The sequence below is a fragment of the Rhodonellum psychrophilum GCM71 = DSM 17998 genome (genome assembly GCF_000381545.1).
GTDB lineage: Bacteria > Bacteroidota > Bacteroidia > Cytophagales > Cyclobacteriaceae > Rhodonellum > Rhodonellum psychrophilum.
This window is the reverse complement of record NZ_KB906686.1, coordinates 85,700-111,303: the sequence shown is the minus strand read 5'-3', so window position 1 is coordinate 111,303 and position 25,604 is coordinate 85,700. Positions and strand designations below refer to the sequence as shown.

Here is a 25,604-nt window from a genome sequence, read left to right as displayed (position 1 = left end):
GTAAATAAACCAATCCTGCCATGAAAAAAATACTTGCTTTGATATTGACTGCTGCATTTCTGTATTCCTGTGAAAAACAAGTTGAAAAAATCGATTATACGCTGCTCTCGGACGAAGAGAGGCTCGAGGCGGCGATTGAAATCGCACGCAACACCATTGTGGTGGATGGTCATGTGGATCTGCCCTATCGGATGAAAGTTGGTGGATTTACCCTTCAAAGGGAGATTTTGGATGTTTCGGAACGTACCGACGGTGGAAATTTTGATTATCCAAGATCGAAAGAAGGGGGCTTGGATGCGCCATTTATGTCCATTTACTTGCCTTCTGGATACCAGGTTTCAGGTGGTGCCAAAATCCTGGCGGACTCCTTGATCCTGATGACCGAAAGGCTCGCCAAAACATGGCCGGACAAGTTTGCCATGGCCAACAGTCCCGATGAGATCGAAGCCAATTTTGAAAAAGGGCTGATTTCTCTTCCTATGGGCATGGAAAATGGTGCGGGTATCGAGGACGACCTCTCGAATGTCAAATATTTTTATGACCGCGGGATCCGTTACATCACCCTGACACATGGCAAGGACAACCTTATCGGGGACTCCTCTTATGACACCACCGCGACACATGGCGGCTTGAGTGAATTTGGTCGGGAAGTGGTCAGGGAAATGAACCGCCTGGGTATTATGGTGGATATTTCCCACGTCTCAGACAACACATTTTTTGATGTTTTGCAAACCACAAAAGCTCCTGTGATCGCTTCGCATTCCTCAGCGCGGAAGTTTACCCCGGATTTTGAACGGAACATGAGTGATGACATGATCAAAGCCTTGGGAGAAAACGGAGGCGTGATCATGATCAACTTTGGTGGGAGTTTCATTGATGGGACCTATAATGAAAAATCCGGGGAAGTCAGGGAGCATGTCGTGAATTGGTTGGCCGAAAATGGGCTGAATCGATCCGACTCCGCCGCCCAGGTCTATATCAAACAATATGCTGCCGCCAACAATCCTTTCCCCAATGTGGCAAAGGTTGCCGATCACATCGACCATGTGGTACGGTTGGTAGGTATCAATCACGTGGGATTGGGTTCTGATTTTGATGGGGTGGGAGACTCCCTTCCCAATGGACTCAAAGATGTGTCCATGTATCCCAACCTTTTTGCGGAACTCCTGAAAAGGGGGTATTCGAAGGAGGATATCCAAAAAATTTGCAGCCAAAATATATTCAGGGTATGGAGACAGGCAGAGAAATTTGCCATTGAATCTTGATTTGGAGAATTTAACCCGGTTTATGCATTATGGACTCAAATCAATAATATAATTTACTGACAATCAATTGGATGCTGATTATTTTTGATTTCACCCTATTGGTGTCAAGAATTATACTCCCAATACTTTGATTTTCTTTCAGTTTCAATCCCATTTGGAAACCTATTGCATATTCCATCTAACTTAATTAAGTTAGATGCATTCCGTTACTTTTTCGATGTCTTAGAATTCGGGTTTAAACAATAAATCGCTGGCAGAACATTGGTCCTGCCAGCGATTTTGCATTTGTGAAAGCCATCAGCATGAAATTGTATTGGCTTCCTTCTCTTTAACCCGATACCAATAGGGTACAGTCAAAAACAGTATGCGAATTACTGAATATTAAGTAATTCGCATACTGAAGAGGAATCGGTCTTGCATCACAGGGGTTAAATGTTGATCAGCTCAAGCTCCAGGCTTTTGATGATTTGCTTGATTTCCGACCCTATTTGGAACATAAGCGATTCCGTTTCATCTCCCGCTAAATCCTGAAGTTTTTCGACATTGCTGGCGAGTTTGACAAGGTGTTCAAAATCCATGTTCAGGGCCAATCCTTTTAGGGAATGACCGGTTTGTTTGACCAAATTCAGGTTCTTTTCTATCCAGAAATGCATGAGTTCGCTGTTCAATTTTTCCAGATTTGTTTTGCTCATCTGGATGAGTTCCTGAAAAAAAGCGGGGTCATTGGTCTTGAATTCATCGAATTTGGCAAGAAAATGAAGTGCCTCCTTTGGACTGGTTGTCCCCAAGTATTTTTGAATCATGTTGGAGATATCTGACACGACGATGGGCTTGCTTAGGTAATCGTCCATTCCAGCTTCCAGGCAGCGTTCGTATTCACCCAAAACCGTGCCTGCAGTCAAGGCGATAATGGGCGTTCTGCTAGAGGTTTCCAGTTTTCTGATGTTTTCTGTGGCCTCATAACCGCTCATTTCAGGCATTTGGATATCCATGAAGACCATGTCGGGCTTGTTTTGGGCGAAAAGGTCCACTGCTAATTTCCCGTTTTTGGCTTCCAGTAGGATTGCGGAGGGTACGATGTTTTTTACGATGGTTTTGGCCAAAAGCATATTGACGGGGTTGTCGTCCACCAGTAAAAACTTGAAGCCTTTTTTGATGTTGTTGGTTACCGGTCTCGGTGGGGATTCAATCGTTTTATTTGAAAAGTCCTCGGAGGAGACCTCTCCTTCTTCATAGGGAAGCGTCAAGAGGAAGGAGAATTTGCTTCCTTTCCCAAATGTTGTTTCCAACTCCAAACGACTGTCCATCAAGGCCAGAAGTTTATTGGAAATGGTCAATCCCAAACCCGTCCCACCGTATTTCCGGGTGGTGGAATTGTCCTCTTGGGCAAAGGCCTCAAAAATCACCTTTTCTTTTTCCTTGGAGATTCCGATTCCGGTATCCGTGACGGAAAATTCCACCAGGGCCAATTTTTCCTCCAATCGGATGGACTTCACTTTAATGGCCAATTCTACATGCCCTGTGGCGGTGAATTTAATTGCATTGCTCAATAGATTGATCAAGATCTGTTTTACTCGAATGTCGTCCAAAAAAGAAAATTTGGGCGTTTTCAAATCCTGCAAAAGCAATAGTTTCAACCCCTTTTCCTCAGCCAGAGGCTGAACCACGGTAAGGGCTTCTTGTGTCATTTTTTTAAGATTGACCTTGATGGGATTGAGCGCCAACTTCCCTGCCTCTATTTTTGAGAAATCCAGGATGTCATTGATCAGGTCGAGCAAAAGATTTCCAGATTGGAATATGGACTTCAGGTATTCTTTTTGGGTTTCGTTGAGCCCCGTTCGCATCAAAAGGTCAGAAAAACCAATGACGCCATTGAGCGGTGTCCTGATCTCATGGCTCATGTTTGCCAGAAATTCCGACTTGGCAATACTCGCCTCCTTTGCCTGCTGCATGGATTTGAAGAGGTTTAGCTCCAAGGTTTTCCTTTCGATTGCATTGGAAATGCTGTCCGCAAAACTGATCAACAAAGCAGCTTCGGCTTCACTCCATATCCTTTCTGTTACACAATCATCGAAACCTACAAATCCCCAAAAGTCCTCCTTAACAAATATCGGAATCAATAAAATCGATTTAATTTCCTGGCTTTCCAAAAGCTCCTTGAGTTCCGGATCAGTGCTGATTTTGGATACAATCGCTTGGTAAATCTTGTTGGAGGAGATGAAGTCAACAGCCTCTCCAAATAGTTCCAGAGGAAGATATTGAAGCCCGGGATTGTCTATTTCAGGCGCTACAGCGGACGCACTCCATTCAAAACGCTGAGAACTCGTGATCTTCCCATTTTCATGAATCGTATTTTCAAAAAGATAAGCACGATCTACCCCAGCGCCGTCACCCAAAATGGAAATTGCCTTTTGGGCTGCTTTATTGAATTTTGTATTTGAAAGCAGCTCTTTGGTGGCCATTGCGATGGATTTGAGCATCTTTTCATTTCTGAGCAGGCTGGTATTGATGGTTTGCAACGCCAACTCTTTCGATCGGATGGTGGCCTCGGCAGATTTTTGGACTGTGATGTCTTTGATGATGATATAATGGAAATCATTGTCCCATCCTTTTTGATTCCTGCGGTTTTCACGGTAGGCGGAAAGCACCCTGTTTTCTTCAGGATGATGGAGTTCAACTTGCTCTGAAAAATTCTCAAGGTTAAAAAGGGGTGTCAATTGTGGCCAGTTTTGTAGCAATTCTTTTTTTGTCAACAGATTGTAAATCGTTGATTTCTGGAAAAATTGGATTGCGGCTTGATTCTGGGTAATGATTTCACCCTTGTTGTTGAGGATAAGCACGCCATCTAAAAGATTTTCAAAAATGGTTTTGAAAGCCACGGGAGCATTTTTGAAAAGACCGTACTTGAAAAGTCCCAAATAAATGATAACGGAACTGATTCCCAGAGAAAATGGAACGAGATCCATTGAATAGGGGGAATAACCCAAGAGATCCACAATGTGAAAACTCCAGGGAATCAAGGTGCCGATCAGCAGTATCGTCACTTGGACGGAAAATATTTTCGGGACCCTGCTGAGCATCCGGAAGAGTAAATAGTTTGCAAAGAGCACGGGGACAACATTGAAAATGGCATAGACCCAATAAAGGATTCCCGGCGTAAAGGAAATGGCATTGAAGTAGGCATTTTGTTTCGTCGACAATTCGATGAAAAACAAATGGTGATAAGCATTCGTTTGGCTCATGATCAGGAAAAAAACCGGGATCCCAAAAATCAGCACCCAAATCTTTGGCTTGAAATACCTGCTGTTTCCTGTGTATTTAACCACAAAAGCCAGCAGCAAGGGCGTGAGGAATACCCCACCAAAAAATTCTAATTGGAAGAAGTGAACAATGGCTTCCTCGCTCGTGGAGATCAGTTCCATTCCATATAAAAATGAATAAACAAAACAGCTGAACAAAAGCAAGCAGAAGTAAACTTCACCAGACCTGTTTTCTTTGTCATAGGACAGAAATATCAAAACCAAGAATAGTAAACTTGTAAAAAAAATTGGTATCGAAAACAAATTAAAACTTAACTCAGCCATTATTCCCAGGTATTGATAACTCCTAAAACTTTAACAATGTAATCAAATTGAAACATACAATTTATGCCTTTGTTGTAAAAGGTCAATTTAAAGCCCAGTTTTTTTAGGTGTAATCTAAGATGAATTGTGGATATAGTGCCTTGAAAAACTAATTAAAATATTGTAAATTCAATTTTTAATATAAATAATGTAAAAATGGAAAAATTCATTCGTTTCTTAATTGTGGTATTGGTCTTGGTAGGTTCTGCACAAAGTTTTGCCCAGGGCAATGCCGAGCAGACCAAAGAAGAAGCTTTGGAGATAAAAAGAGCTGCTCAGGAAGAGAAACAGCAGCTGGCCCAAGAAAAGAGGGAGGCCAAAAGAATTGCTGCTGAGGAAAAAAGAAAGATAGCCGCCGAAAAAGCAGAAGCAAAAAGAGTAAAAAACCTTCAAAATGCGCAAAAATCCTATGACAAAAGCCTGAACAATAAACACAAGTCCGAAATGAAGCTTGCCAAAAAAAGAGTGAAATTGGAACAGGCAAGATTGAAGGGAAAAGCCACGCCTGCTGATCTCGCCAAGATGGAATTGGAAATAAAGAAATTAGAAATTGCCGTGGAAAAATGGGAAGGGGATGCGGCAAAGCATTGGCGTACCATAGAGAGAAACAGTCCTAGAAGAGACCGTGACGATGGGGGTAAAAGGGAAAACTAAGGCAGGCTAGTCCGAAATTCCAATCTGAGACGCAATTGCCTCTACATAGGTTTTTAGAGCGAAATAGCCTTATAGACTGCCAATAAGGCAGTTTAAGGCTATTTTTTAGTATAGTATAAGCCATAATTTCCGATTTTTAGAAAATTAAGCGATTGGAGAGTGATTTGTTCAAGGAGCTTTTGGGTGTCAGAAGATCATTGTTTTGGATCTCAAAAAACGACGCCTGGCACAATAAAACCACGACAATATGGATTTCAACCAATTCACGATCAAGTCACAAGAAGCCATTCAAAAAGCCGCTGAATTGGCTACTGCAGAACAGCAGCAGGGGATCGAGCCGGCACATATACTAAAGGGGATTTTTTCGGAAGATGAAAATGTCACTGATTTTTTGTTCAAAAAATCGGGGATAAACAAGCAGATCGTTTCTAAAAAAATAGAGGATATCCTCAAGTCCTATCCCAAAATAAGTGGGCAGCAAGCTTATTTGTCCAATGCCTCAAACCAGGTCATGACCAAGGCAAAGGATTACCTGAAGACTTTTGGGGATGAATATGTGGCCATTGAACATTTGCTTTTGGCAATATTGGCGGGTTCCGACAAGACCGCACAACTTTTAAAGGATCAGGGCATGTCGGAAAAACCCATGATCGAAGCCATCAAAGAACTTAGAAAAGGAAACAAAGTGACCGATCAAAACGCAGAATCCAAATACAGGGCTTTGGAAAAATATTCCAAAAACCTAAACGAGCTCGCCAAGAAAGGCAAGATCGACCCGGTCATTGGCCGTGACGAAGAAATCAGACGGGTATTGCAAATCCTGGCCCGGAGGACCAAAAACAATCCCATTCTATTGGGAGAGCCGGGTGTCGGCAAAACCGCCATCGTGGAAGGTCTTGCACAAAGGATCGTCAGTGGCGATGTCCCGGAAAACCTGAAATCCAAAACCTTGATTTCTTTGGACATGGGACTGCTGGTGGCAGGAGCCAAGTACAAGGGGGAATTTGAGGAAAGGCTGAAAGCGGTAATCAAGGAAGTGACGGATTCCGAAGGGGAAATCCTCCTTTTTATTGATGAAATCCACACCTTGATCGGTGCAGGTGGCGGTGGAGAGGGAGCGATGGATGCTGCTAATTTACTTAAGCCTGCCTTGGCTCGAGGAGAGCTGCACGCAATTGGTGCCACTACGCTCAAGGAATACCAAAAGTATATCGAAAAAGACAAGGCCTTGGAACGGAGATTCCAGGCGGTGATCGTGGATGAGCCCGATGTAGCTGACGCCATTTCCATCCTAAGGGGGATCAAGGACAAATATGAGCTGCACCATGGCGTGAGGATCAAGGATGATGCGGTCATTGCAGCCGTTGAACTCTCTCAGAGATACATCACCGATCGTTTCCTTCCTGACAAGGCCATCGACCTAATGGATGAGGCTGCTGCAAAACTCAGAATGGAGATCGATTCCCTGCCGCAGGAATTGGATGAAATGAACAGAAAGGTGATGCAGTTGGAAATAGAGCGTGAGGCCATCAGGCGGGAAAACAACAAGGACAAGGAAACCGTGCTGAGCAAGGAAATCGCGGAACTTTCCGAAAAGCGTCAAAATATAAAGGCGAAATGGGAAAGTGAGAAAGCGGTGATCACCGGGATCAGGACGGAAAAAGAAAATATAGATAAATTAAAAATAGAAGCAGAGCAGGCGGAGCGGAGCGGGGATTTTGGAAAAGTAGCCGAAATCCGATACGGCAAGATCGTGGAAGCCGAACAAAGGCTGGAATCCTTCAAAAAGCAATTGTCGGAAATGCAAGAGGGTTCACCGCTTCTTAAAGAGGAGGTGGATGTGGAGGACATCGCCGGGGTGGTTTCGAGATGGACGGGAATTCCGGTAGTCAAGATGGTCCAAAGTGAAAAAGAAAAATTACTCCACCTGGAAGATGAACTCGGCAAGAGGGTTGCGGGACAAAGGGAGGCAATTGGCGCCATCGCGGATGCAGTGAGGAGAAGTCGTGCCGGATTGCAAGATCCAAAGCGGCCAATTGGATCCTTTATTTTCATGGGAACCACAGGTGTCGGCAAAACCGAATTGGCAAAAGCTCTGGCGCAATATCTCTTCAACGATGACAATGCCATGGTCAGGATAGACATGTCCGAGTATCAAGAGCGCCATTCCGTAAGCAGGCTCGTAGGAGCACCTCCGGGATATGTGGGCTATGAGGAAGGTGGACAGTTGACCGAAGCGGTCAGAAGGAAACCTTATTCTGTGGTCCTCTTGGATGAGATCGAAAAGGCCCATCCCGACGTGTTCAACATTCTCTTGCAGGTACTGGACGATGGCCGATTGACCGACAACAAAGGTAGGATTGCCAATTTCAAAAATACCATCATCATCCTGACGACCAATATTGGTTCGCATCTGATCCAGGAGCGATTTGCCGAGATGGAGGAATGGAACAAAGCCGAGATTTTGGAAAAAACCAAGGAAGAGGTGTATGACCTTCTGAAAAAGACCGTAAGGCCCGAATTCCTGAACAGGATTGATGAGACCATCATGTTTGAGCCGCTCAACAGGCAGATTCTCCGCAAAATCGTGGATATCCAGTGGAGGGAAATCCAAAAGCGATTGGAGGAGGCCAATATCGAGATCGATGCAACCCAGGAGGTTTTGGATTATCTTGGGGAAGTTGGTTTTGATCCCCAGTTTGGCGCAAGGCCTTTGAAAAGGACCATGCAGCGTTTGGTTTTGAATGAACTTTCCAAGCAGATCCTATCCGGTTATATCAAAAATGATGCTGCCGTCTTGGTGGATTTGGATGCGGACAAGCAGGTTTATTTCAAAAATGTGGAGGATGTAGAAGTATAGATCACTTCAGTGAAATCCTACTTTCCTTCAATGTAAAACCTACCGGATTTTCTGAATCCGGTAGGTTTTTTTTAGCTCTATCCAGTTTTTTGAAGGTTGGGATAGCATTTGAGGCCTCAGGAGAATATTTGACACCAAATTGGCGGATTTCTGGATTCGGTTGCTGAGGGATTTCCAATGTTTAAATCGTGTTATGCATTGCCAATTCAATTTCAGGGTATAGTTTTTAATAATCAGTAATTTGTATTTTATTTTTGACTTCACCATTTAGGTATTATTCTTAATCTCTCAAAAGCCTGATTTTCTTGCAGCTTCAATCCTATTAGAGTTTCAAATTCATATTTCGCTTTTCACTTGGTTCACCTGCTATCGGAATTTCTCCCATTTTTGAACTCCGTTGATTTCAAATAAAATTAAACAAAGACAATTTGTGTCAATAGTTTTTTGATGTCAAACCGTTTTGGTAAATTTAGTTATTGTTAAATCGCTCACTTTTAAAGGGTAACATTATGTGGATAGCATCAACTTTTGGGTTTATTTCCATTGTTCAGCATTGGGATCAGACGGATACATTTTTGGTAAGGGCAAGGCTGAAAAAAGACTTGCAGCTCCTTTTTGATGACAAGAGGATTTTGGAAATCCCATCGGCAGACTACCGGTATAGGGTTTTGGTCAAAAAACAGGAAATGGCAGATGTACTGGTCAAGATGATCAAGGACATCGATTACCCCAATTTTAAAAACGAAATCGCTTCGCTCCCGGAGCAAAGGGATAAACTTTCTGCCTACCATGAGATTTGGGGGCTGATGAAGGATCACAGCGAACAGTTGAAATGACATCATCTTTTTCCCCATTATAAAATCAAAAGCCAAACCCATGGAAAATCCCAAAATATACAGAAAAGCCTTGATCAGGAGTTGCTGGAAATTGGCGGACTTTCATGACAAATTGTTTGACCAGCTGGTCAATCTGGCGATGTCGGGCGAAATGTCCGATGCGGATGAATTGTTTGACGTTGGGGACGACATGAATTTCAAGCTTTCTGATTTTGAGAAGATCAGCGATGCAAATGTCCAGCGGATCATCGGGCTGCTGCATCAAACCAAGGCCTGCCACGACAGCCTGGTGAATACGAATAACCTCAAGAATTAATTTTTCTAAAACCAAAACAAAAATTTTATGGACAAAATCATATTTGTAACCGGCGCACCCGGAACAGGGAAAAGTACTTTTATCGCAAAAAATTATCAGGACAAGAAAACTTATTATGTTTTTGATTTGGCCAAAATATCGCTTAAGCTTTTCGGAGATTTCGGGGCTTTAGAGGATGACAGGATTATCGATGTTTACAACAAAGCCTCGGGATCCGGAATGGGCGCTTTGATGGACCACAAGGTGCTTGTTGTGGAATATTGCTTATGGGCCAATTTTGACGATGATTTTATATCCTTGATCAAAGAGGCAAAATTCATTGGAATCAAAACGGAGGTCATCCAGCTGACCGTGGATGCCAATGAAGCATGGGCAAGAACCGAAATAGCCGCGCAAGACAAAGGCTACTATCCCTCCTATAAGCTGAGGGAAGACAATCTGGAGATATTAACAGAAATCCTGGATTCTTATGCCCTGAGCCAGACCCTAGAGGTTATCTGTGAAGTGGGAGGGGAAGGCGGTTCGGTCAAATTTTATAGGGTAAAAAACAACGGAAAAGAGCGGTTTTTCTTTTTGACCGATGAATCGGCGCTTTTCGAGTTTGCACCAGAATTTGCATGCGATAAAATTCCGGGGGTGGATTATTTGGATGAATATGATGGATTTGAAGAGGCAATGGCGGGTTTCATGGAAAAATATCCAATTTTTGAATTGTACCCTTTAGCCGTGCACAAAGAATATGGTGAGGTGTTTAAAGAAGCTTATTTGAAACACTCAAAAATAAACGAAAGGGGATGCAATGCAGCGTATTGGGAAAGATTTTTGAATTGATTTGGCTAAAGTAATGCCTTCGGGGAAGGAAGTGAGCTCGAATTCAAAACCATCTCTAGATGCCTCGAGACTTTTTTCTTTCCTTCAAGGGGGTGCAGGGTTGATGGGATTGCCCGTGTTGGTGAATGGTCTGTGAACATATAGGCCATGTCGATTGAATTAGAGAAGACCGAATTGGTAATTTAAGGAGATAGAAAGGGAAGTGGGATACTACCCCTCTATCGGGAATAGCCGAGCCGAAAAAAAAGGGGTGGATATGCACGGCAAGCAAAATAAAAAAAACCTAACTCCTTTTGAAAGAAGTTAGGTTTTACAATTGTGGAGAATAACGGATTCGAACCGTTGACCTCTACACTGCCAGTGTAGCGCTCTAGCCAACTGAGCTAATCCCCCAATCGGAGTGCAAATATAGAAAGGGATTTTTAAAACGCAAAGAAAAAAACTAATCTGCTGAATAATTGATGCGCGTGAGGATACTTCTTCCCAAGGTGACTTCGTCGGTATACTCGAGTTCTCCACCCACAGGGATTCCCCTTGCGATGGTGCTGACCTTGATGCCCATGGTCTTGAGTTTTCTGGTGATGTAAAAAGAAGTGGTATCTCCTTCCATGGTGGTGGAAAGTGCCAAGATGACTTCTTCCACTTTCTCATCACTGGGCGAGGCATTGATCCTGCTGATGAGGGATTCGATTTTCAATTCGTCCGGACCAATTCCCTGAATGGGTGAAATCACGCCACCCAAGACATGGTAAAGGCCGTTGTATTGAGAAGTGTTTTCGATGGCCAGGACATCGGGAATGTCTTCCACGACGCAGATCAGGCTTTTGTCCCTTTTCATACCTGTGCAGATGCTACAAATCTCCGAGTCGGAGATATTGTGGCAAACCTTACAATATTTCACTTCTTTTCTCAGGGTCAAGATTGAATGGGCCAAAGTCTCCGAAACGGTTTCTCTTTGCTTGAGTAAATGTAGGGCTAGCCTGAGCGCGGTTTTTTTTCCGATACCCGGCAGGCGGCTGATCTCATTGACCGCATTCTCAATCAATTTGGAAGGGAAGTTCAAGGCGTGTAAGTATTAAAGGATTGCGGCTTGTATGCCAGCGTCTTGAATGGCTTCGCACATCGGTTTCAGTTCAAGCGCAGTGCCTTTTTTGACGGCACATTTCCCCTTGTAATGGATCACCAAGGTACATTGCTCGGCTTGTTCCGAAGTGTGTTTGCATACCTTTATGAGGATTTTGGTCACATGCTCGAAAGTATTCACGTCATCGTTGAAGACAACCAGATCACTTTCTTCTGTATCGATCAACTCCTCCAACAATACTTCGACTTCTTTTTGGTACGGATAGGTTTGTGTGTGGTAGCTCATTTTGCAAATTTAATAATTATGAACAATTTTAGAGATTCATTCCTAAAACGTTTATGGACTCAAATTTAGTTCTTCTAGTCATAACATCATATTTTGCCCTCTTGTTTTTAATTTCCTGGTTTACCTCCAGGAACATTTCAAAAGACACGTTTTTTACCGGAGACAGGCAGTCTCCTTGGTTTTTGGTCGCTTTTGGCATGATTGGCGCCTCACTTTCGGGAGTGACTTTTATCTCGGTTCCGGGTGAAGTCGGCAACACCAATTTTTATTATTTCCAAGTCGTTCTGGGTTATACCGTTGGATATCTGGTCATCGCCAAAGTACTGCTCCCCTTGTACTACAGATTGAATCTGGTTTCCATTTATGCTTATCTTGAAGATAGGTTTGGGTTTTGGTCCTATAAAACCGGCGCTTTTTTCTTTATCCTTTCGAGGACCCTCGGATCTTCTATCCGCGTGTTTTTGGTTGCGGGGGTCCTCCAATTGGTACTTTTTGACCGCTGGGGAATTCCATTTTGGGTCTCTGTTCTGATTACGGTTTCGCTGATCTGGCTTTATACACACCGTGGTGGAATCAAAACCGTGGTATGGACCGACACTTTGCAGACATTTTTCATGCTTTTGGCTGTCGTGGTGAGTATTTACCTCATTGCAACGGATCTGGGAATCACCTCGATCGGGAATTTCATCTCCGCGGCAGCTGCTGATCCGCGATCTGAAATATTCAATTGGGACTGGCAGTCAGGCACCAACTTCTTCAAGCAGTTTGCTTCAGGAGCTTTTATCACCATCGTGATGACGGGACTCGACCAGGACATGATGCAAAAGAACCTCACTTGTCGCAATATCGGTGATGCCCAAAAGAACATGTTTTGGTTCACCATCATTTTGGTTTTTGTCAACCTGCTTTTTCTTTGCCTCGGTCTTTTGCTCTATATGTATGCGGAGACCAAGGGAATCGCAATGCCCTTGCGGACAGATGATCTTTACCCCTTGTTGGCCACGCAGCACTTTTCCGCATTTGTCGGCATCGTGTTTATCCTAGGAATTACGGCAGCGGCTTATTCCAGTGCGGATTCTACGCTTACTGCACTCACCACTTCGTTTTGTTATGATTTTTTGGAAATCGAGAAAAAATACCCCTTGGAAAAACAGGTGCCACTGCGGAAAAAGGTCCACATTGCCTTTACCTTCATCATGTTTTTGGTAATCCTGGGATTCAGATGGATCAATGACCAAAGTGTCATCAATGCCGTCTTCATCATCGCCGGATATACTTATGGACCCCTTCTGGGACTTTATGCTTTCGGACTTTTTACCAAGTGGAATGTCAAAGACAAGCTGGTCCCTTATTTGGCTGTGGGAGCACCACTTCTCTCATTCATTATTGGTCAAAATTCCGAAAGCTGGCTCTGGGGCTATAAATTCGGATTCGAAATGCTGATCCTGAATGGGCTGTTCATGTTTATTGGATTATTTATGATCCGAAAACGTTGATCAAATCTCTTGCTTGGAGATAAGGTCATTTATTTTCTTCAGCCTAGAGATGTTATTTTCCAAGGTGCTGCTGCTGCCATCAAGATCCACCAAAATGGAAACCAATCCACTGGATTTTTTCTGGATTTCGGAGGAGTAGGAAATTGATGGCGACACCGAAATCAATTCCTGCACATCCACTTCATAGAGGCTGGCCAATTTTATGGCATCTTCCATTTTGAGGTTTGATCTACCTTGCTCATATCTAGAATAAGCGGTGTAATCTCTTTTTCCCAAGTACTCGGCGATGTATTCCTGAGTATACCCCTTCAATACTCGGTGCTTCCTTAGATTTTCTGCGATATTACTTTTTAATGCTGTTTCCATAATCTTTCTGATTTTGAATAGACTTTGCAAAAAGCATACGCATTTGTGAAAAATCAGTAAATTTTGCATAAAAAAAATTTTATTTAGCAAAAAATGAGTGATTTAGGCGAAAAATAAATCATATCTGCATGGTGCCTGGATCCCAAAAATGAATGGCGAAATCCACAATTTGGTCTTCAATAACCACAATCCCTTCTTTTTCCAGAAGTTCTTTCATTTTATCGGGATGCTCAAAATGATGTTTTCCCGTCAGCACCCCATTTCTGTTCACTACCCGATGCGCGGGGATATTTTCCAAGGTATGTGAAGCATTCATGGCATAGCCGACCATTCTTGCCCCACTTTTAATTCCAAGACAGTTGGCGATCGCTCCGTAGGTGGTCACCTTTCCTTCGGGTATCAACCTGACCACTTGAAACACCAAATCAAAATAATTTTCTTTCATGTATGGAATTGTTGAAGCATTCAAATTGCCACCCGGACCTTAGGAGCTACAACGAATGGGTTTGTCAAATAGAAAAGGATTTATAGGCCTGCTTTTTGTAAGGATTTTATGAATGGAATTTTGAAACGAAAGGTAATTGTACAGCAGTCAAATTCATAAAGCCTGGTCCAAAGACCAGTAAAAAAAGCCCCTGACTATTCTGGGTTTATCCTAAAATGGTTAGTTGATTTTTTTGAATTCATAAGCTTTTCGCGAAATTTAACCCTAATTTTAGAGAAAATTTTGAATAAACATAACCTTATATGGATAGAAATATAATAGTAACGGGCGCAGCCGGTAATTTGGGCGCCTCCGTAGTCGAAAAATTCAAACGAGAAGGTTACCGCGTGATTGCCACCATTTTGCCAGGCTCAGGTGATGAGGTAGAAGAAGCGGATGACGTGTATGAAGTCGATGCCACAGATGAAAAATCAGTAGCGGATTTTGCAAAAGACTACCACATGCAATACGGGGAAGTCGATGCCATGGTATTGTTGGTAGGGGGATTTCAGTCAGGAAGCATCGAAAAAACCAAAGTGGCTGACATTGACAAAATGATTAAATTAAATTTTTTCAGTGCTTTCAACATGGTCAAAAACTTTCTCCCAGTGATGAAAAAGGCCAATTTTGGACACATTCTCTTTATGGGAGCCCGTCCGGCGCTTCAATCTTCCGATGGGAAAAACGCTGTGGCATATGCTTTGAGTAAGATGATGGTGTCTAGCCTGGCAGATTATGTAACTGAAGAAGCAGTGGACACCAAAATCAGGTCCCACGTATTCGTCCCTAGCATCATCGATACTCCCCAAAATAGGGAAGGAATGCCAGATGCTGATTTCTCACTTTGGGTCAACCCAGCTGAAATTGCGGAAGCAATGCACTACGCTGTCAACAATCCAGATTTGAGAAACATGACATTTAAATTGTATGGCGGAGTTTAACTAAATCCAAAAGAAATGAAAACAAAAAGCTTATTTGGTTTTGTAGGTCTTTTCCTGATTACCTTCTTGGTACAGGCCCAAACGCAAAGGGAAACCCGAAGCCTGAGAGATTTCAACAGCATTAAAGTGTCCAATTCCATTGAGGCAGAGCTGGTGCGAGGCGATAAAAATGAAATTCAAATCATCGCCTCAGGCATTGAACTGGACAAGGTGGAAACAAATGTTTCTGACAATACCCTGGAGGTCAAACTCGGGCGGGGGAATTTCAAATCCAACTCTGTAAAAGTGACCATTACTTATATTGATATTGAAGAGGTTCAGGCTTCTACCAGTGCCAAAGTCATCGTGAAAGATGTCCTCGAAACGGATCAGGTATATTTGTTTGCCACGACCAGCGCATATATCGAAACAAAGGTAAAATCGGTTGGCTTGACCATCGATGCGTCCACAAGTGCAAAAATTTTTGTGACGGGTACGGCCAACGATCTTGATCTGAAAATCTATACCAGCGCAGAAGTCGATGGGAATAAACTCGCTGTCAAACATGCAGAAGTTTTGGCAAATACGGCCGCCAAATCAGAATTTCAGGTTGCAGAATCCCTGAGAGGAAGCGCTGCAACAGGCGCCAAGGTGACGTATAAGGGTTCGCCAACCATTGTGGAGGTGAAAACCGGGACAGGTGGTAAAATAGAAAAGAAATGAGAAGGTTATTGGGCTTAGCTTTTCTATTCCTTGCGTTTTCTCAAACCCAATTGCTTGCCCAAGGGGATGAAATAGCGGTGAAGGAAGTGATCGTTTCACTTTTTGATGCGATGAAAACGAAAAATCCAGAAGTCTTGGGATCCTTGTTTCATGAAAAAGCAATCATGTCCACGGTCATTTCAGGTGAGCAGGGTGCCCAAATCGGGTCCAATTCCGTGCAGGATTTCATCAACAGGATTGCCACGACACCTGCAGAAACCATCTTGGATGAGCGGATCTTGGATTATCAGATCAAGGTGGATGGACAAATGGCTGCTGCTTGGACACCATATGAATTTTATGTGAATGACAATTTCAGCCACTGTGGAGTCAATTCCTTCCAATTGGTGAAAACCGAGTCGGGATGGAAGATTGCCTATATCATCGACACGAGGAGGAAAGAGGGATGCGATTGATTATCCGATCGCAGAAATCCAGCATATGCTTGTCTTCAGTAAAGAAAAACATAAAACCCTGAACCTTTTTGTTCAGGGTTTTATGTTTTCTGACCCTAGGCCCAAATCCATTCAAAACCGAGTATTCCGTTTTTTGGGAAAAGAATATTTGGCAATTCGTATTAATATTAAGTTAAGAAAAGAGGAGATTGATTGATTTTGTGCTAACAAATAACTGTTTACATTGAAAAAACAGTAAATACTTTTTTGGTTTTCGGAAAATAGTCTGTAAGATTGTCTCATCAAAAAAACAATCATGTCTTACGCAGCCCAAAAATTTTCTTTTTCGACCGTTTCAGGATTTATTCCTGAAATAAGCTGTGTTTTTTGCATGTGCACCCAGCCTATTTTTACCGGCTTGACCATTACGGGGTAATTCCCGTAAAACAATCACATATAGCCCTTACCTTTATGGTCCTTCTTGGACTTTAGCCATACCCTATACCAACCTTAAAACCAGCAAAGTTTTATGAAAATTTTAAAATTCGGAGGATCGTCAGTAGCCAACCGGGAAAACATCAAAAAAGTATTTCAGATCATAAAAAGTCGGCAGAAAGAGGGGGAAATTGCATTGGTTTTTTCCGCTTTTGGGGGAGTGACCGAAGTGTTGTTGAAAAGTGCACGCCTTGCCAATGAGGGAGATAAATCTTATCTAAAAGATCTAAAAACCCTTGAAGAAAGGCATTTGGATATGGTCAGGGAATTGATCCCGATCCAACTTCAATCCTCGGTGCTCACCTATGTGAAGGTGCGGTTCAATGAACTTGAAGATCTTTTTCACGGCATATTCTTGATCAAGGAATGTTCGCCCAGAACCCTCGATTATGTGGGGAGTTTTGGGGAGCGGCTATCCGCATTTATCCTTGCAGAGGCACTGAAGGTCGAAGGCCTTCCCGCCACTTACCTCGATGCAAGGGAGGTGATCCGAACCAGTGCCCGATTCGGCAATGCCAAAGTTGATTTTTCGGCCACAAATGATCTCATTCTAGATTATTTCCATACCCATCCCGGTTTGAAGGTGATCACCGGTTTTATCGCCAGCACGGCAAAGGGGGAAACCACTACACTTGGAAGAAGCGGCTCGGATTATACTGCCGCAATTTTTGCCTCCGCCTTGGATGCAGATTGTCTGGAGATTTGGACGGATGTTTCGGGAGTTCTGACTTCAGACCCGAGGTTGGTCTATACCGCATTTACCATCCCTCAATTGAGTTATAATGAAGCGATGGAATTGTCCCATTTCGGTGCCAAGGTGATTTTCCCTGCCACCATGCAGCCGGCAATGAAAAAAGATATTCCCATTTACATTAAAAATACTTTTGAACCTGAAAATCCAGGAACACTCATCAATGGTGATGCGCCAAACGGCAAAATCATAAAGGGGATTTCTTCGCTTTCCGATGTCTCCCTACTCAATATTGTTGGCGGGGGATTGATCGAAGTGGTCGGGGTCAGCCATCGGGTATTTGGCGCACTGGCAGATGCAGGTGTCAATGTGATCTTGATCAGTCAGGCCTCCTCTGAGCACAGTATATGTATAGCGATCCAAAGTGCGGACGTGGCAATCGCCAAAGAAGTGATCGAGAAAGAGTTTTTGACAGAAATCAGAAATGGGGAGATGGACCCTGTTTTGGTTGTCCCAGACATGGCCATTGTGGCTGCTGTCGGTGAAAACATGAAGCACAATCCAGGTGCCAGTGGAAGGATGTTTCAGGCATTGGGGCAAAACAACGTCAACGTGTATGCCATCGCCCAAGGCAGTTCTGAATTGAACATCTCTGCGGTTGTTTCCCGAGTGGATCTGCAAAAAGCCCTGAATGCGCTGCATGAGGCATTTTTTCTTTCAGACAACAAAGTCTTGCACGTATTTTTGGTCGGTGTGGGCCTGATAGGAAAAGCATTGATCAAAATGATTGCCAATCAGCGCGAAAAATTACAGCGTGAAAACTTACTGGATATTCACATTCATGGTTTGGCCAATTCACGGTTTATGTCCTTCAGCGAAGATGGTTTTGATTTGAAAAACTGTCCAATGCCAGGTGAAAATGGAAATGACCAAGCGATGGATTTGGAGAAATTCACCCAGATCATGGATGATATGAACTTCTCCAATTCCGTTTTCGTGGATTGTACTGCAAGCCAAGAGGTTGCGGATATTTACGAGCGGGTATTGGAGGCCAAAGTTCCAATAGTCACCCCAAATAAAAAAGCCAATTCCGGTTCATTGGAAAGGTATAGAGCGCTGAAGAAATTGGCAGGAAAAAGAGGCGTGAAATTCCTCTATGAAACCAATGTGGCTGCAGGGCTTCCGGTGATCAACACCCTTCAGGATTTGATGCTCAGTGGAGATAAGGTCGTCAGGATTGAAGCAGTCCTGAGTGGCTCCATGAATTATATATTCAGCGAACTCGAAAAAGGATTGCCTTTCAGTGATGTGGTGAAAGTGGCCAAAGAAAAAGGCTATACCGAACCTGACCCACGGGATGATTTGAGCGGAATGGATGTGGCCAGAAAAATTTTAATTCTTGGAAGAGAAGCCGAACAGGACCTTCATTTTGAGGACATTACCATCCAAAGTATGGTTCCGTCAGATTGTGAAAAAGCGGGATCGGTGGAGGAATTTTTCGAGAAACTCCAAGCGCATGATGGTGAATTTACAGAGCTACTTCAAGAGGCATCATCCAAAGGTCAAAAATTGAGATTTATGGCCATCCTTGAAAATGGAAAGGCTAAAGTAGGTCTCGGTTCTTTTGACAACAGCCATCCTTTCTACAATCTCAAAGGAAGTGACAACATGATCCTGTTCACGACAGAGCGCTATTTCGATTTCCCCATGATCATCAGGGGACCAGGTGCAGGGGCGGATGTCACTGCCGCTGGAGTTTTTGCAGATGTGATCCGTTTGGGAAATTATTCTAGATAATGGTAAAATCAGTAACCGCTTTCGCCCCGGCTACCGTAGCCAACGTTTCCTGTGGATTTGATATCCTGGGCTTTGCCATCGATGAACTTGGAGATAAGGTGACGGTTTCCCTGACCGATACGCCAGGTCTGAAAATGGTCCGTATAGAAGGAGATGGGGGAAGGTTGCCTTATGAGGTTGATAAAAACACTTGTTCTGTTGCCATTCAAGCGATGTTGGACAAGCTTTTCTTTGACAAGGGAATGGAAATTTCCCTGTACAAAGGACTTCCTTTGGGTTCGGGAATGGGTTCCAGTGCTGCAAGTGCCGCTGCTGCATTGGTGGCAGCGAATGCCCTTCTTGGCAATCCATTTGAAAAAAAGGATTTGATTCCCTTTGCCATTGAGTCGGAAAGGATCGCTTGTGGCGCGGCACATGCGGACAATGTAGCCCCTTCCTTATTGGGTGGTTTTGTCCTGATTCGAGATTATACGCCTTTGGACGTGGTGAAATTACCCGTTCCCAAAGGGCTTTTTTGCACTTTGCTCCACCCACATTTAGAATTGAACACGGCAGATTCAAGAAGTGTACTGCGGAAGCAAATTTCCTTAAAAGACGCGACCATCCAATCCGGAAACATCGCGGGATTGATTGCAGGTTTGTTTCAGGGAGACCTGGCATTGATCAGCCGTTCGCTCAAAGATGTGATTGCAGAGCCCTCAAGGGCACTTTTGATACCGGGATTTTATGAATTGCGGGAGGCGATAAAGGCTGCAGGGGCACTGGGTTCTGGAATTTCCGGTTCGGGGCCAACGGTATTTATCTTATCGCCAGGAAAAGAGATCGCCCAGAAAGTGGGACAGATCAGCAAGCAAGTTTTTGAAAAGATAGGGCTTGGTGTAGATGTTTACATTTCAGAAGTCAATGATAAGGGCGCTTATGTGGTAGAATGATAATCTGACTATTTCAGCCCCTTTTCTCTCTATGTGATTTGCCAAATTTAACATTGGCATTGTTCCAGTCATCAATTAAAAAGCATCAAGAAAATCGATTCCTATGAATTTCTACAGTACCAATAATCCGAAGCACATCGTCAGTCTCAAGGAAGCCGTCATCCAGGGTTTGGCACCTGACCAGGGGCTTTATATGCCCGGAATGATTCCAGTGATGCCCCAATCCTTCTTCGATCGGTTTGCTGAAATGTCCTTCCAGGAAATGGGGGAGGAAATCATAAGTGCACTCTTTGGAGAGGATCTCGATCCTTCCCAAATCAAAGCTTTGGTAGAGCACACGCTTGCTTTCGATGCTCCTTTGGTCAAGGTGGAAGAGGGGATCTACAGTCTGGAATTGTTTCATGGACCGACGCTTGCCTTTAAGGATTTTGGTGCAAGGTTTTGTTCCAAACTCATGTCGATGTTGATGGTCGGTGAGGAGAGGAAAATCCGGGTATTGGTGGCTACTTCCGGGGATACGGGAAGTGCCGTTGCCAATGGTTTTTACAAGGTGCCGGGTGTAGAGGTTGTGATCCTTTATCCAAAAGGGAAAGTGAGCGAGCTTCAGGAAAAACAATTTACCACTTTGGGCGAAAACATCACCGCATTGGAAGTGGAAGGCGTTTTTGACGATTGCCAGCAATTGGTGAAAGATGCTTTCTTGGATGAGGAATTGAACCAAAAAATGCTTTTGACTTCTGCCAACTCCATCAATATTGCCCGTTGGATTCCCCAGTGCCTCTATTATTTTTATGCGATCTCGAGGTTTCCCGAGAAAAATAAAAAGGTTGCCATTTCTGTTCCCAGTGGGAATTTTGGAAATCTTGGTGCTGGAATCCTCGCCCAAAAGATGGGCTTACCCATTGATGTATTTATCGCATCCACCAATGTCAACAAAATCGTCCCGGACTTCCTCCACGGAAATTCGTTTTCCTCCAAAAAGTCAGTTCCGACCATCAGCAACAGCATGGATGTTGGCAATCCCAGCAATTTCAGCAGGCTTTTGGCGCTTTATGACAATGATGAGGGCATGTTGCGGGAAAAAGTGAGGGGCTTTTATTTTGACGATCTGGATACACAAAAAGCGATGCGGGCAATAATGAACAGCACAGGATATATTTTGGATCCACATGGTGCGGTAGGTTATTTGGGGCTGCGGAATTTCAGAAAGCAAAATCCCGAATATGTTGGAATTTTCCTGGAAACCGCACATCCCGGCAAATTCAAGGAGGTAGTGGAGGAAACCTTGGGAATCAAGCTGGAATTACCGGAGCGATTGGAGAAATTTCTTCATGGCACCAAAAAGGTGGAGTCTCTCGCAAATGATTTCGGAGATTTCAAAGCCTATTTGTTGGCATCGAATTAAGACCGCTTTGCCTTTCGACGGACCTTTTCCTATTGAATCCGAATTCTAAGACAGCGGAAAAGTAATGTTAAGCAGCTAATTCGAGGCAAGTGAGTTGAACCCGTAATATGCAATAGGTTTCCAAATGGGATTGAAACTGAAAGAAAATCAGAATATTGGGAGCATAAATCCCGGTACCAATAGGGTGAAGTTAAAAGCAATAAATACCCAATTGATTGTCAGTCAATTGTAATATTGAATTGAGTTCGCAATGCATAAATCGGGTTGAATCAAAAAAAAGCGACCAATGGACGATTATCCATTGGTCGCTTTTTTCATGCTTTCCGAAGGTCTTAATCCGAACCTTTTTTTACACTTTTCTCGATTTTTTCCTGGAGTTCCATCAATTCTTTCTGATGGTTCTTTTGCCATTCTTCCATCTTTTTTTCGAAGGCTTTCATGTGAACTTGGTTTTCTTTTTGCCAAGCCTCCATTTGTTTTTGGAACTCCTCCATTCTGGGTTTGGTTTCCTCTTGCCAAGCTTTCATTTTCGCCTGGTATTCTTGCAGCATGGGTTCATTCTCTTTTTGCCATTCTTGGATTTTGGCTTGATATTCCCTGATTTGGGGTTGTATTTGGGATTGGAATTCCTCACGTTTTTGGGCCAAACCTTGGAGCATTGTCTCCCTTTCCTTTTGCATTTTTTGGAGGGCTTCCTTTCTTTGCTCACCTTGTGCCGCAAGTTTTTCCTTCAATTCCCTTATCATTTGATCCCGTTCTTCTTTTGATTTTTTTGAAGTGTCCATTTGAAAGGCCAATCCGTCGACAGCGAAGGAATTCCACGTAGAATCCCCCTTATTGAACTTAAAAGCAGGGATTGCACTGAAAAAAGAGCTGTCCGGCAGGAGTATTTTGAACTGTTGGTTGTCAAAATCAAATTTCGGCAGATTTTCAAAATTGAATTTTGGTGTCGGAATCTCCTGGAAGACCATCGGTGGCAAGTTCAATGAATCCCCAAAGATGAAATTTGAGCCCTTAAAATTCATCAGCAATTCATTTAGGTTGTGGAACGCGGGTTCCAAGTCCTTGAAATTGAAATTCAGATGGTTTAGGGATTCCAATTGAGCCAACTCTTTTATCATTTTTTCCTGCTCTTTTTCTGTCATTTCCTCCCATTTTTTATTGGGAATGCTGTCTTTTATGGAGTGGGGAAGGGTGTCATTCCTCATGGCCTGAGCATAGGAAAATAAATTTGTCCATTCTTTTTCAATGGTGCTTGTCTTCAATTCTGTGGCAATCAGATCCTCAAGGGATGTTTTTGCACTTTCTTCGCTGGCGCCCACCAGTAAGGTGGCGCTGAGTATTAAGGTCATGATCATCGTGATGCTGATTGAAGTGGTAGGTTGAGAAGGAGATGTTTTTATACCCATGATTCTTTTGATGCGGTCAAGCGTTGGGTTGTTGTGTCTGGCGGCTGCCATGGCGATTTCCGGTGCTTTGGTTTGTGCATGGTTCAGGACATTCGCCAGGCCATAAGCGAGGTCTTTTGGTTTGATATCCAATTGGATAGCCAAATCATCGCATGCATTTTCCCTTTGTTCCCTTGCGATTTTATTGATCCACCAGAATACGGGATGGAAAAAGAAGATGACTTCCAGCATGGATTGAAATAGGTTGATCAAATAGTCATGGCGTTTGATATGCGCCAATTCATGTGTGAGGATGGCTTCCAATTGTAAAGGGCTCAACTGAAATACCAGGCTTGTCGGAATCAGGATGACAGGTTTAAATATCCCGTAGGCCATGGGGACATCTACATGAAAGCTTTGGAAAAGGGCGATCGGTGTTTTTAAATTCAGCTTTCTCTTCTGATTTTCGATAAAAGTGACCCACTTTGGATCAGGGCTTTGGTGGGTTTTGTTTCGGAGATTTCGGATATCTGCCAAACTGCCACCCAATCGAACCATAAACAGCAATGCACCAATCATCCAAATATTCACCAGCGTCGGCAATCCTTTCTCCAATTTTTGAATCAGAACACTGAAGTCCATGGGATCGCCTTCCAAAACCAACCCTTCCACCTGAGCTTGCGATAACAGGCTTATCGAATCGTCGGGATATTGGGTGATCATCCTTTCATTTGAAGGTGTTGTATCCGCCTCTCTTCCGGAATAATAGGAGAAAGTAAGGATGCTCGCCATCGCAATCAGCAAAAGCGAGGAGATGCTGAGTCTGTATTTAAATGCTGCGGATTTGTGTTGGAAGAGCCGCTGACTGAGCCAAAGCAACAAACCAATGCCTGCGATTTGCCAAAGGGCATGGAGGATCATCCATCCGAGTGCAATTTGGTACGTTTCGGGAATCCAAGTGTTGAATCCTTCCATGATCATTCATTTTCAAGTTGGTCCAAAAACGCGCGAATTTCGATAAGTTCCTCCTTGGAGGGATTGCCCTGTCCAAGTGCCTGCATGACCAGGTTCTTGGATGAGCCGCCAAATGCTGTGGCCACAAAATTCGTCAAAAGACTTTTCTGTGTGTCTTTTTTGTCTATGGAAGGCGAATAGACATGTGTTCGATTCTGTTCGTCTCTTTTGACAAGTCCTTTGGCATTCATGATCTGCATGATCTTGAGCGTGGTCGTGTAGCCGGTATCCTTGGTCTCGGCAAGTTTTTCGTGGATTTCCCTCACCGTGGCCTTTTTGAGCTGCCAGAGAAGGGATAAAATTTCCAGTTCGGATTCAGTGGGTTTCGGTTGCATAGGAATTGATACGATGATCTTCGTACAAAGTTATACGAAGATCATCGTAAAGCAAATTTTGGCTACGATTTTTTTCGTACCCAAGCATTTTTTTATTAAAACTCTCATTTAATTCCCTGCCTTGAGGTTTTTAAGAAAATAATTGAAAGGGGAGCGAACGATCTTGGCTCCGGATTAGTTGTATAGACATTGAATTTAATCGAAGAAAAAAAAATATGTATAAGCAACCGCTTTTAGAACAAATACAATTGGGTGATCTCACCTTGAAAAATAGAGTGGTCATGGCGCCAATGACCAGAAGCAGGGCAGACAATCCTGAAAATGTTCCCACCGAAATCCATGTTAAATATTATACCCAAAGAGCATCTGCGGGCTTGATCATCAGTGAAGGCTCCCAGGTTTCCAAAAAAGCGGTTGGGTATATCAACACGCCAGGGATCTATTCTGCAGCTCAGGTGGAAGGCTGGAAAAAAGTCACCAAGGCAGTTCATGATGAAGGAGGAAAGATTTTTATCCAATTGTGGCACGTGGGAAGGATTTCCCACTCTGATTTCCACAACGGAGACCTTCCCCATGCACCTTCTGCGATCAACCCACAGGCAAAAGCGTATACTCCAAAAGGATTTAAAGACACCGAAACGCCAAAGGAAATGTCCATGGAGGAAATCCATCAGACCATTTTGGATTTCAAGAATGCGGCCAAGAATGCTTGGGAAGCTGGATTTGACGGCGTGGAGATCCATTCTTCCAATGGCTATTTGTTGCACCAGTTTTTCAGCAGAACGTCCAATGTAAGAATTGACGAATATGGTGGAAGCATTGAAAACAGAGCCAGAATCCTTTTTGACATCATCGATGCGATCAAAGAAGTAATGCCTGAAAACAGAATAGGACTTCGTTTGAATCCATCCCTACATGGTGTTTTCGGAATGACGATGGACGAGGAATCCATCCCGACTTTTGATTACATCATCGAGAAACTGAACAATTATAATTTGTCCTACCTGCACTTGTCGGAGCCATTCACAGATGTGTCTGAACTCGCTTTCGCGGAACCCAACATTGCCCAGAGATACAGGCCGATGTACAAGGGCACCATCATCATCAATTCTGCTTTTGATCAGAAGTCAGGCAATGAAGTGGTCTTGGAAGGATTGGCAGATGCCGTTGCCTATGGGAAACCTTACATTTCTAATCCGGATTTGGTTGAGCGTTTTGCCAATAATGCGGAACTTGCCGAATGGGATCAGGATACATTTTATGTCCCAGGTGAAAAAGGGTACACCGATTACCCTTCAATGAAAAAAGAAAAAGCTGTTTAATCCCAAAAAAGACCGAATTCATTCGGTCTTTTTTTTTACTTTGGCACC

Annotated in this window: 21 protein-coding genes and 1 tRNA gene; 14 read left to right on the top strand and 8 right to left on the bottom strand. The window is 43.4% G+C overall.

Going from position 1 to position 25,604, the window contains the following annotated elements; all coding sequences use genetic code 11:
* The first annotated feature begins 20 nt into the window (after window positions 1-20).
* A complete protein-coding gene (locus F824_RS0118405; RefSeq protein WP_019599405.1) occupies window positions 21-1,265 on the top strand; it encodes a dipeptidase in 1,245 nt (414 codons plus the stop codon).
* Between the two features lie 428 nt (window positions 1,266-1,693).
* Here F824_RS0118405 and F824_RS0118395 read toward each other — a convergent pair whose 3' ends face one another.
* Window positions 1,694-4,849, bottom strand: a complete 3,156-nt coding sequence (locus F824_RS0118395) for a histidine kinase N-terminal 7TM domain-containing protein (RefSeq protein WP_019599403.1) — start codon at window positions 4,847-4,849, stop codon at window positions 1,694-1,696.
* 195 nt (window positions 4,850-5,044) lie between these two features.
* Here F824_RS0118395 and F824_RS0118390 point away from each other — a divergent pair, with 195 nt between their 5' ends.
* From F824_RS0118390 to F824_RS0118365, 5 genes are all read left to right on the top strand, one after another.
* Entirely contained in the window at window positions 5,045-5,542 is a 498-nt protein-coding gene (locus F824_RS0118390) for a hypothetical protein (protein ID WP_019599402.1), read from the top strand.
* Window positions 5,543-5,789: 247 nt separating this feature from the next.
* Window positions 5,790-8,402, top strand: coding sequence for an ATP-dependent chaperone ClpB (clpB, locus tag F824_RS0118385; protein ID WP_019599401.1), 2,613 nt, complete (start codon window positions 5,790-5,792; stop codon window positions 8,400-8,402).
* Between the two features lie 509 nt (window positions 8,403-8,911).
* On the top strand, window positions 8,912-9,238 hold the full coding sequence (locus F824_RS26185; RefSeq protein WP_019599399.1) for a hypothetical protein: 327 nt from the start codon (window positions 8,912-8,914) through the stop codon (window positions 9,236-9,238).
* A 40-nt stretch (window positions 9,239-9,278) separates the two neighbouring features.
* Window positions 9,279-9,554, top strand: coding sequence for a hypothetical protein (locus F824_RS0118370; RefSeq protein ID WP_019599398.1), 276 nt, complete (start codon window positions 9,279-9,281; stop codon window positions 9,552-9,554).
* 27 nt (window positions 9,555-9,581) lie between these two features.
* Entirely contained in the window at window positions 9,582-10,385 is an 804-nt protein-coding gene (locus tag F824_RS0118365) for a DEAD/DEAH box helicase family protein (RefSeq protein ID WP_019599397.1), read from the top strand.
* 319 nt (window positions 10,386-10,704) lie between these two features.
* Here F824_RS0118365 and F824_RS0118355 read toward each other — a convergent pair.
* The 3 genes from F824_RS0118355 to F824_RS0118345 form a co-directional block, all read right to left on the bottom strand.
* Window positions 10,705-10,778: transfer RNA gene (locus F824_RS0118355), tRNA-Ala, on the bottom strand.
* A gap of 49 nt (window positions 10,779-10,827) precedes the next feature.
* Window positions 10,828-11,448 (bottom strand): recombination mediator RecR, encoded by a 621-nt coding sequence (gene recR, locus F824_RS0118350; protein ID WP_019599395.1) that lies wholly within the window; start codon window positions 11,446-11,448, stop codon window positions 10,828-10,830.
* A gap of 12 nt (window positions 11,449-11,460) precedes the next feature.
* On the bottom strand, window positions 11,461-11,754 hold the full coding sequence (locus tag F824_RS0118345; protein ID WP_019599394.1) for an ATP-dependent Clp protease adaptor ClpS: 294 nt from the start codon (window positions 11,752-11,754) through the stop codon (window positions 11,461-11,463).
* A 53-nt stretch (window positions 11,755-11,807) separates the two neighbouring features.
* On the opposite strand from F824_RS0118345, the gene F824_RS0118340 reads away from it, so the two are divergent.
* Complete coding sequence (locus F824_RS0118340) at window positions 11,808-13,250, top strand: sodium:solute symporter (protein ID WP_026333800.1); 1,443 nt, start codon at window positions 11,808-11,810, stop codon at window positions 13,248-13,250.
* Here F824_RS0118340 and F824_RS0118335 read toward each other — a convergent pair whose 3' ends face one another.
* Window positions 13,251-13,616 (bottom strand): helix-turn-helix domain-containing protein, encoded by a 366-nt coding sequence (locus F824_RS0118335; protein ID WP_026333799.1) that lies wholly within the window; start codon window positions 13,614-13,616, stop codon window positions 13,251-13,253.
* 118 nt (window positions 13,617-13,734) lie between these two features.
* On the bottom strand, window positions 13,735-14,061 hold the full coding sequence (locus F824_RS0118330) for an MGMT family protein (RefSeq protein ID WP_019599391.1): 327 nt from the start codon (window positions 14,059-14,061) through the stop codon (window positions 13,735-13,737).
* Between the two features lie 302 nt (window positions 14,062-14,363).
* On the opposite strand from F824_RS0118330, the gene F824_RS0118325 reads away from it, so the two are divergent.
* The 6 genes from F824_RS0118325 to thrC all read left to right on the top strand — a co-directional run bounded on the left by F824_RS0118325 (window position 14,364) and on the right by thrC (window position 21,497).
* Window positions 14,364-15,041 carry an SDR family NAD(P)-dependent oxidoreductase gene (locus F824_RS0118325; RefSeq protein WP_019599390.1) on the top strand — a complete coding sequence of 226 codons (678 nt, stop codon included), beginning with the start codon at window positions 14,364-14,366 and terminating at the stop codon, window positions 15,039-15,041.
* Window positions 15,042-15,056: 15 nt separating this feature from the next.
* Window positions 15,057-15,743, top strand: coding sequence for a head GIN domain-containing protein (locus F824_RS0118320; RefSeq protein WP_019599389.1), 687 nt, complete (start codon window positions 15,057-15,059; stop codon window positions 15,741-15,743).
* The gene (locus F824_RS0118315; protein ID WP_022582351.1) at window positions 15,740-16,198 is read left to right on the top strand and encodes a nuclear transport factor 2 family protein; all 459 of its coding nucleotides are present in this window, start codon (window positions 15,740-15,742) and stop codon (window positions 16,196-16,198) included. Before F824_RS0118320 ends, F824_RS0118315 begins: the two co-directional genes overlap by 4 nt.
* A gap of 508 nt (window positions 16,199-16,706) precedes the next feature.
* Window positions 16,707-19,160 (top strand): bifunctional aspartate kinase/homoserine dehydrogenase I, encoded by a 2,454-nt coding sequence (gene thrA, locus F824_RS0118300; protein ID WP_019599385.1) that lies wholly within the window; start codon window positions 16,707-16,709, stop codon window positions 19,158-19,160.
* Complete coding sequence (locus tag F824_RS0118295) at window positions 19,160-20,092, top strand: homoserine kinase (protein WP_019599384.1); 933 nt, start codon at window positions 19,160-19,162, stop codon at window positions 20,090-20,092. Before thrA ends, F824_RS0118295 begins: the two co-directional genes overlap by 1 nt.
* Window positions 20,093-20,195: 103 nt before the next feature.
* Window positions 20,196-21,497 carry a threonine synthase gene (thrC, locus tag F824_RS0118290; protein ID WP_019599383.1) on the top strand — a complete coding sequence of 434 codons (1,302 nt, stop codon included), beginning with the start codon at window positions 20,196-20,198 and terminating at the stop codon, window positions 21,495-21,497.
* A gap of 332 nt (window positions 21,498-21,829) precedes the next feature.
* On the opposite strand, the gene F824_RS0118285 is transcribed toward thrC, so the two are convergent.
* Window positions 21,830-23,860 carry a M56 family metallopeptidase gene (locus F824_RS0118285; protein ID WP_031327130.1) on the bottom strand — a complete coding sequence of 677 codons (2,031 nt, stop codon included), beginning with the start codon at window positions 23,858-23,860 and terminating at the stop codon, window positions 21,830-21,832.
* Between the two features lie 2 nt (window positions 23,861-23,862).
* On the bottom strand, window positions 23,863-24,234 hold the full coding sequence (locus F824_RS0118280; protein ID WP_019599380.1) for a BlaI/MecI/CopY family transcriptional regulator: 372 nt from the start codon (window positions 24,232-24,234) through the stop codon (window positions 23,863-23,865).
* A gap of 215 nt (window positions 24,235-24,449) precedes the next feature.
* Here F824_RS0118280 and F824_RS0118275 point away from each other — a divergent pair, with 215 nt between their 5' ends.
* Window positions 24,450-25,556 (top strand): alkene reductase, encoded by a 1,107-nt coding sequence (locus F824_RS0118275; protein WP_019599379.1) that lies wholly within the window; start codon window positions 24,450-24,452, stop codon window positions 25,554-25,556.
* The last annotated feature ends 48 nt before the right edge of the window (window positions 25,557-25,604 follow it).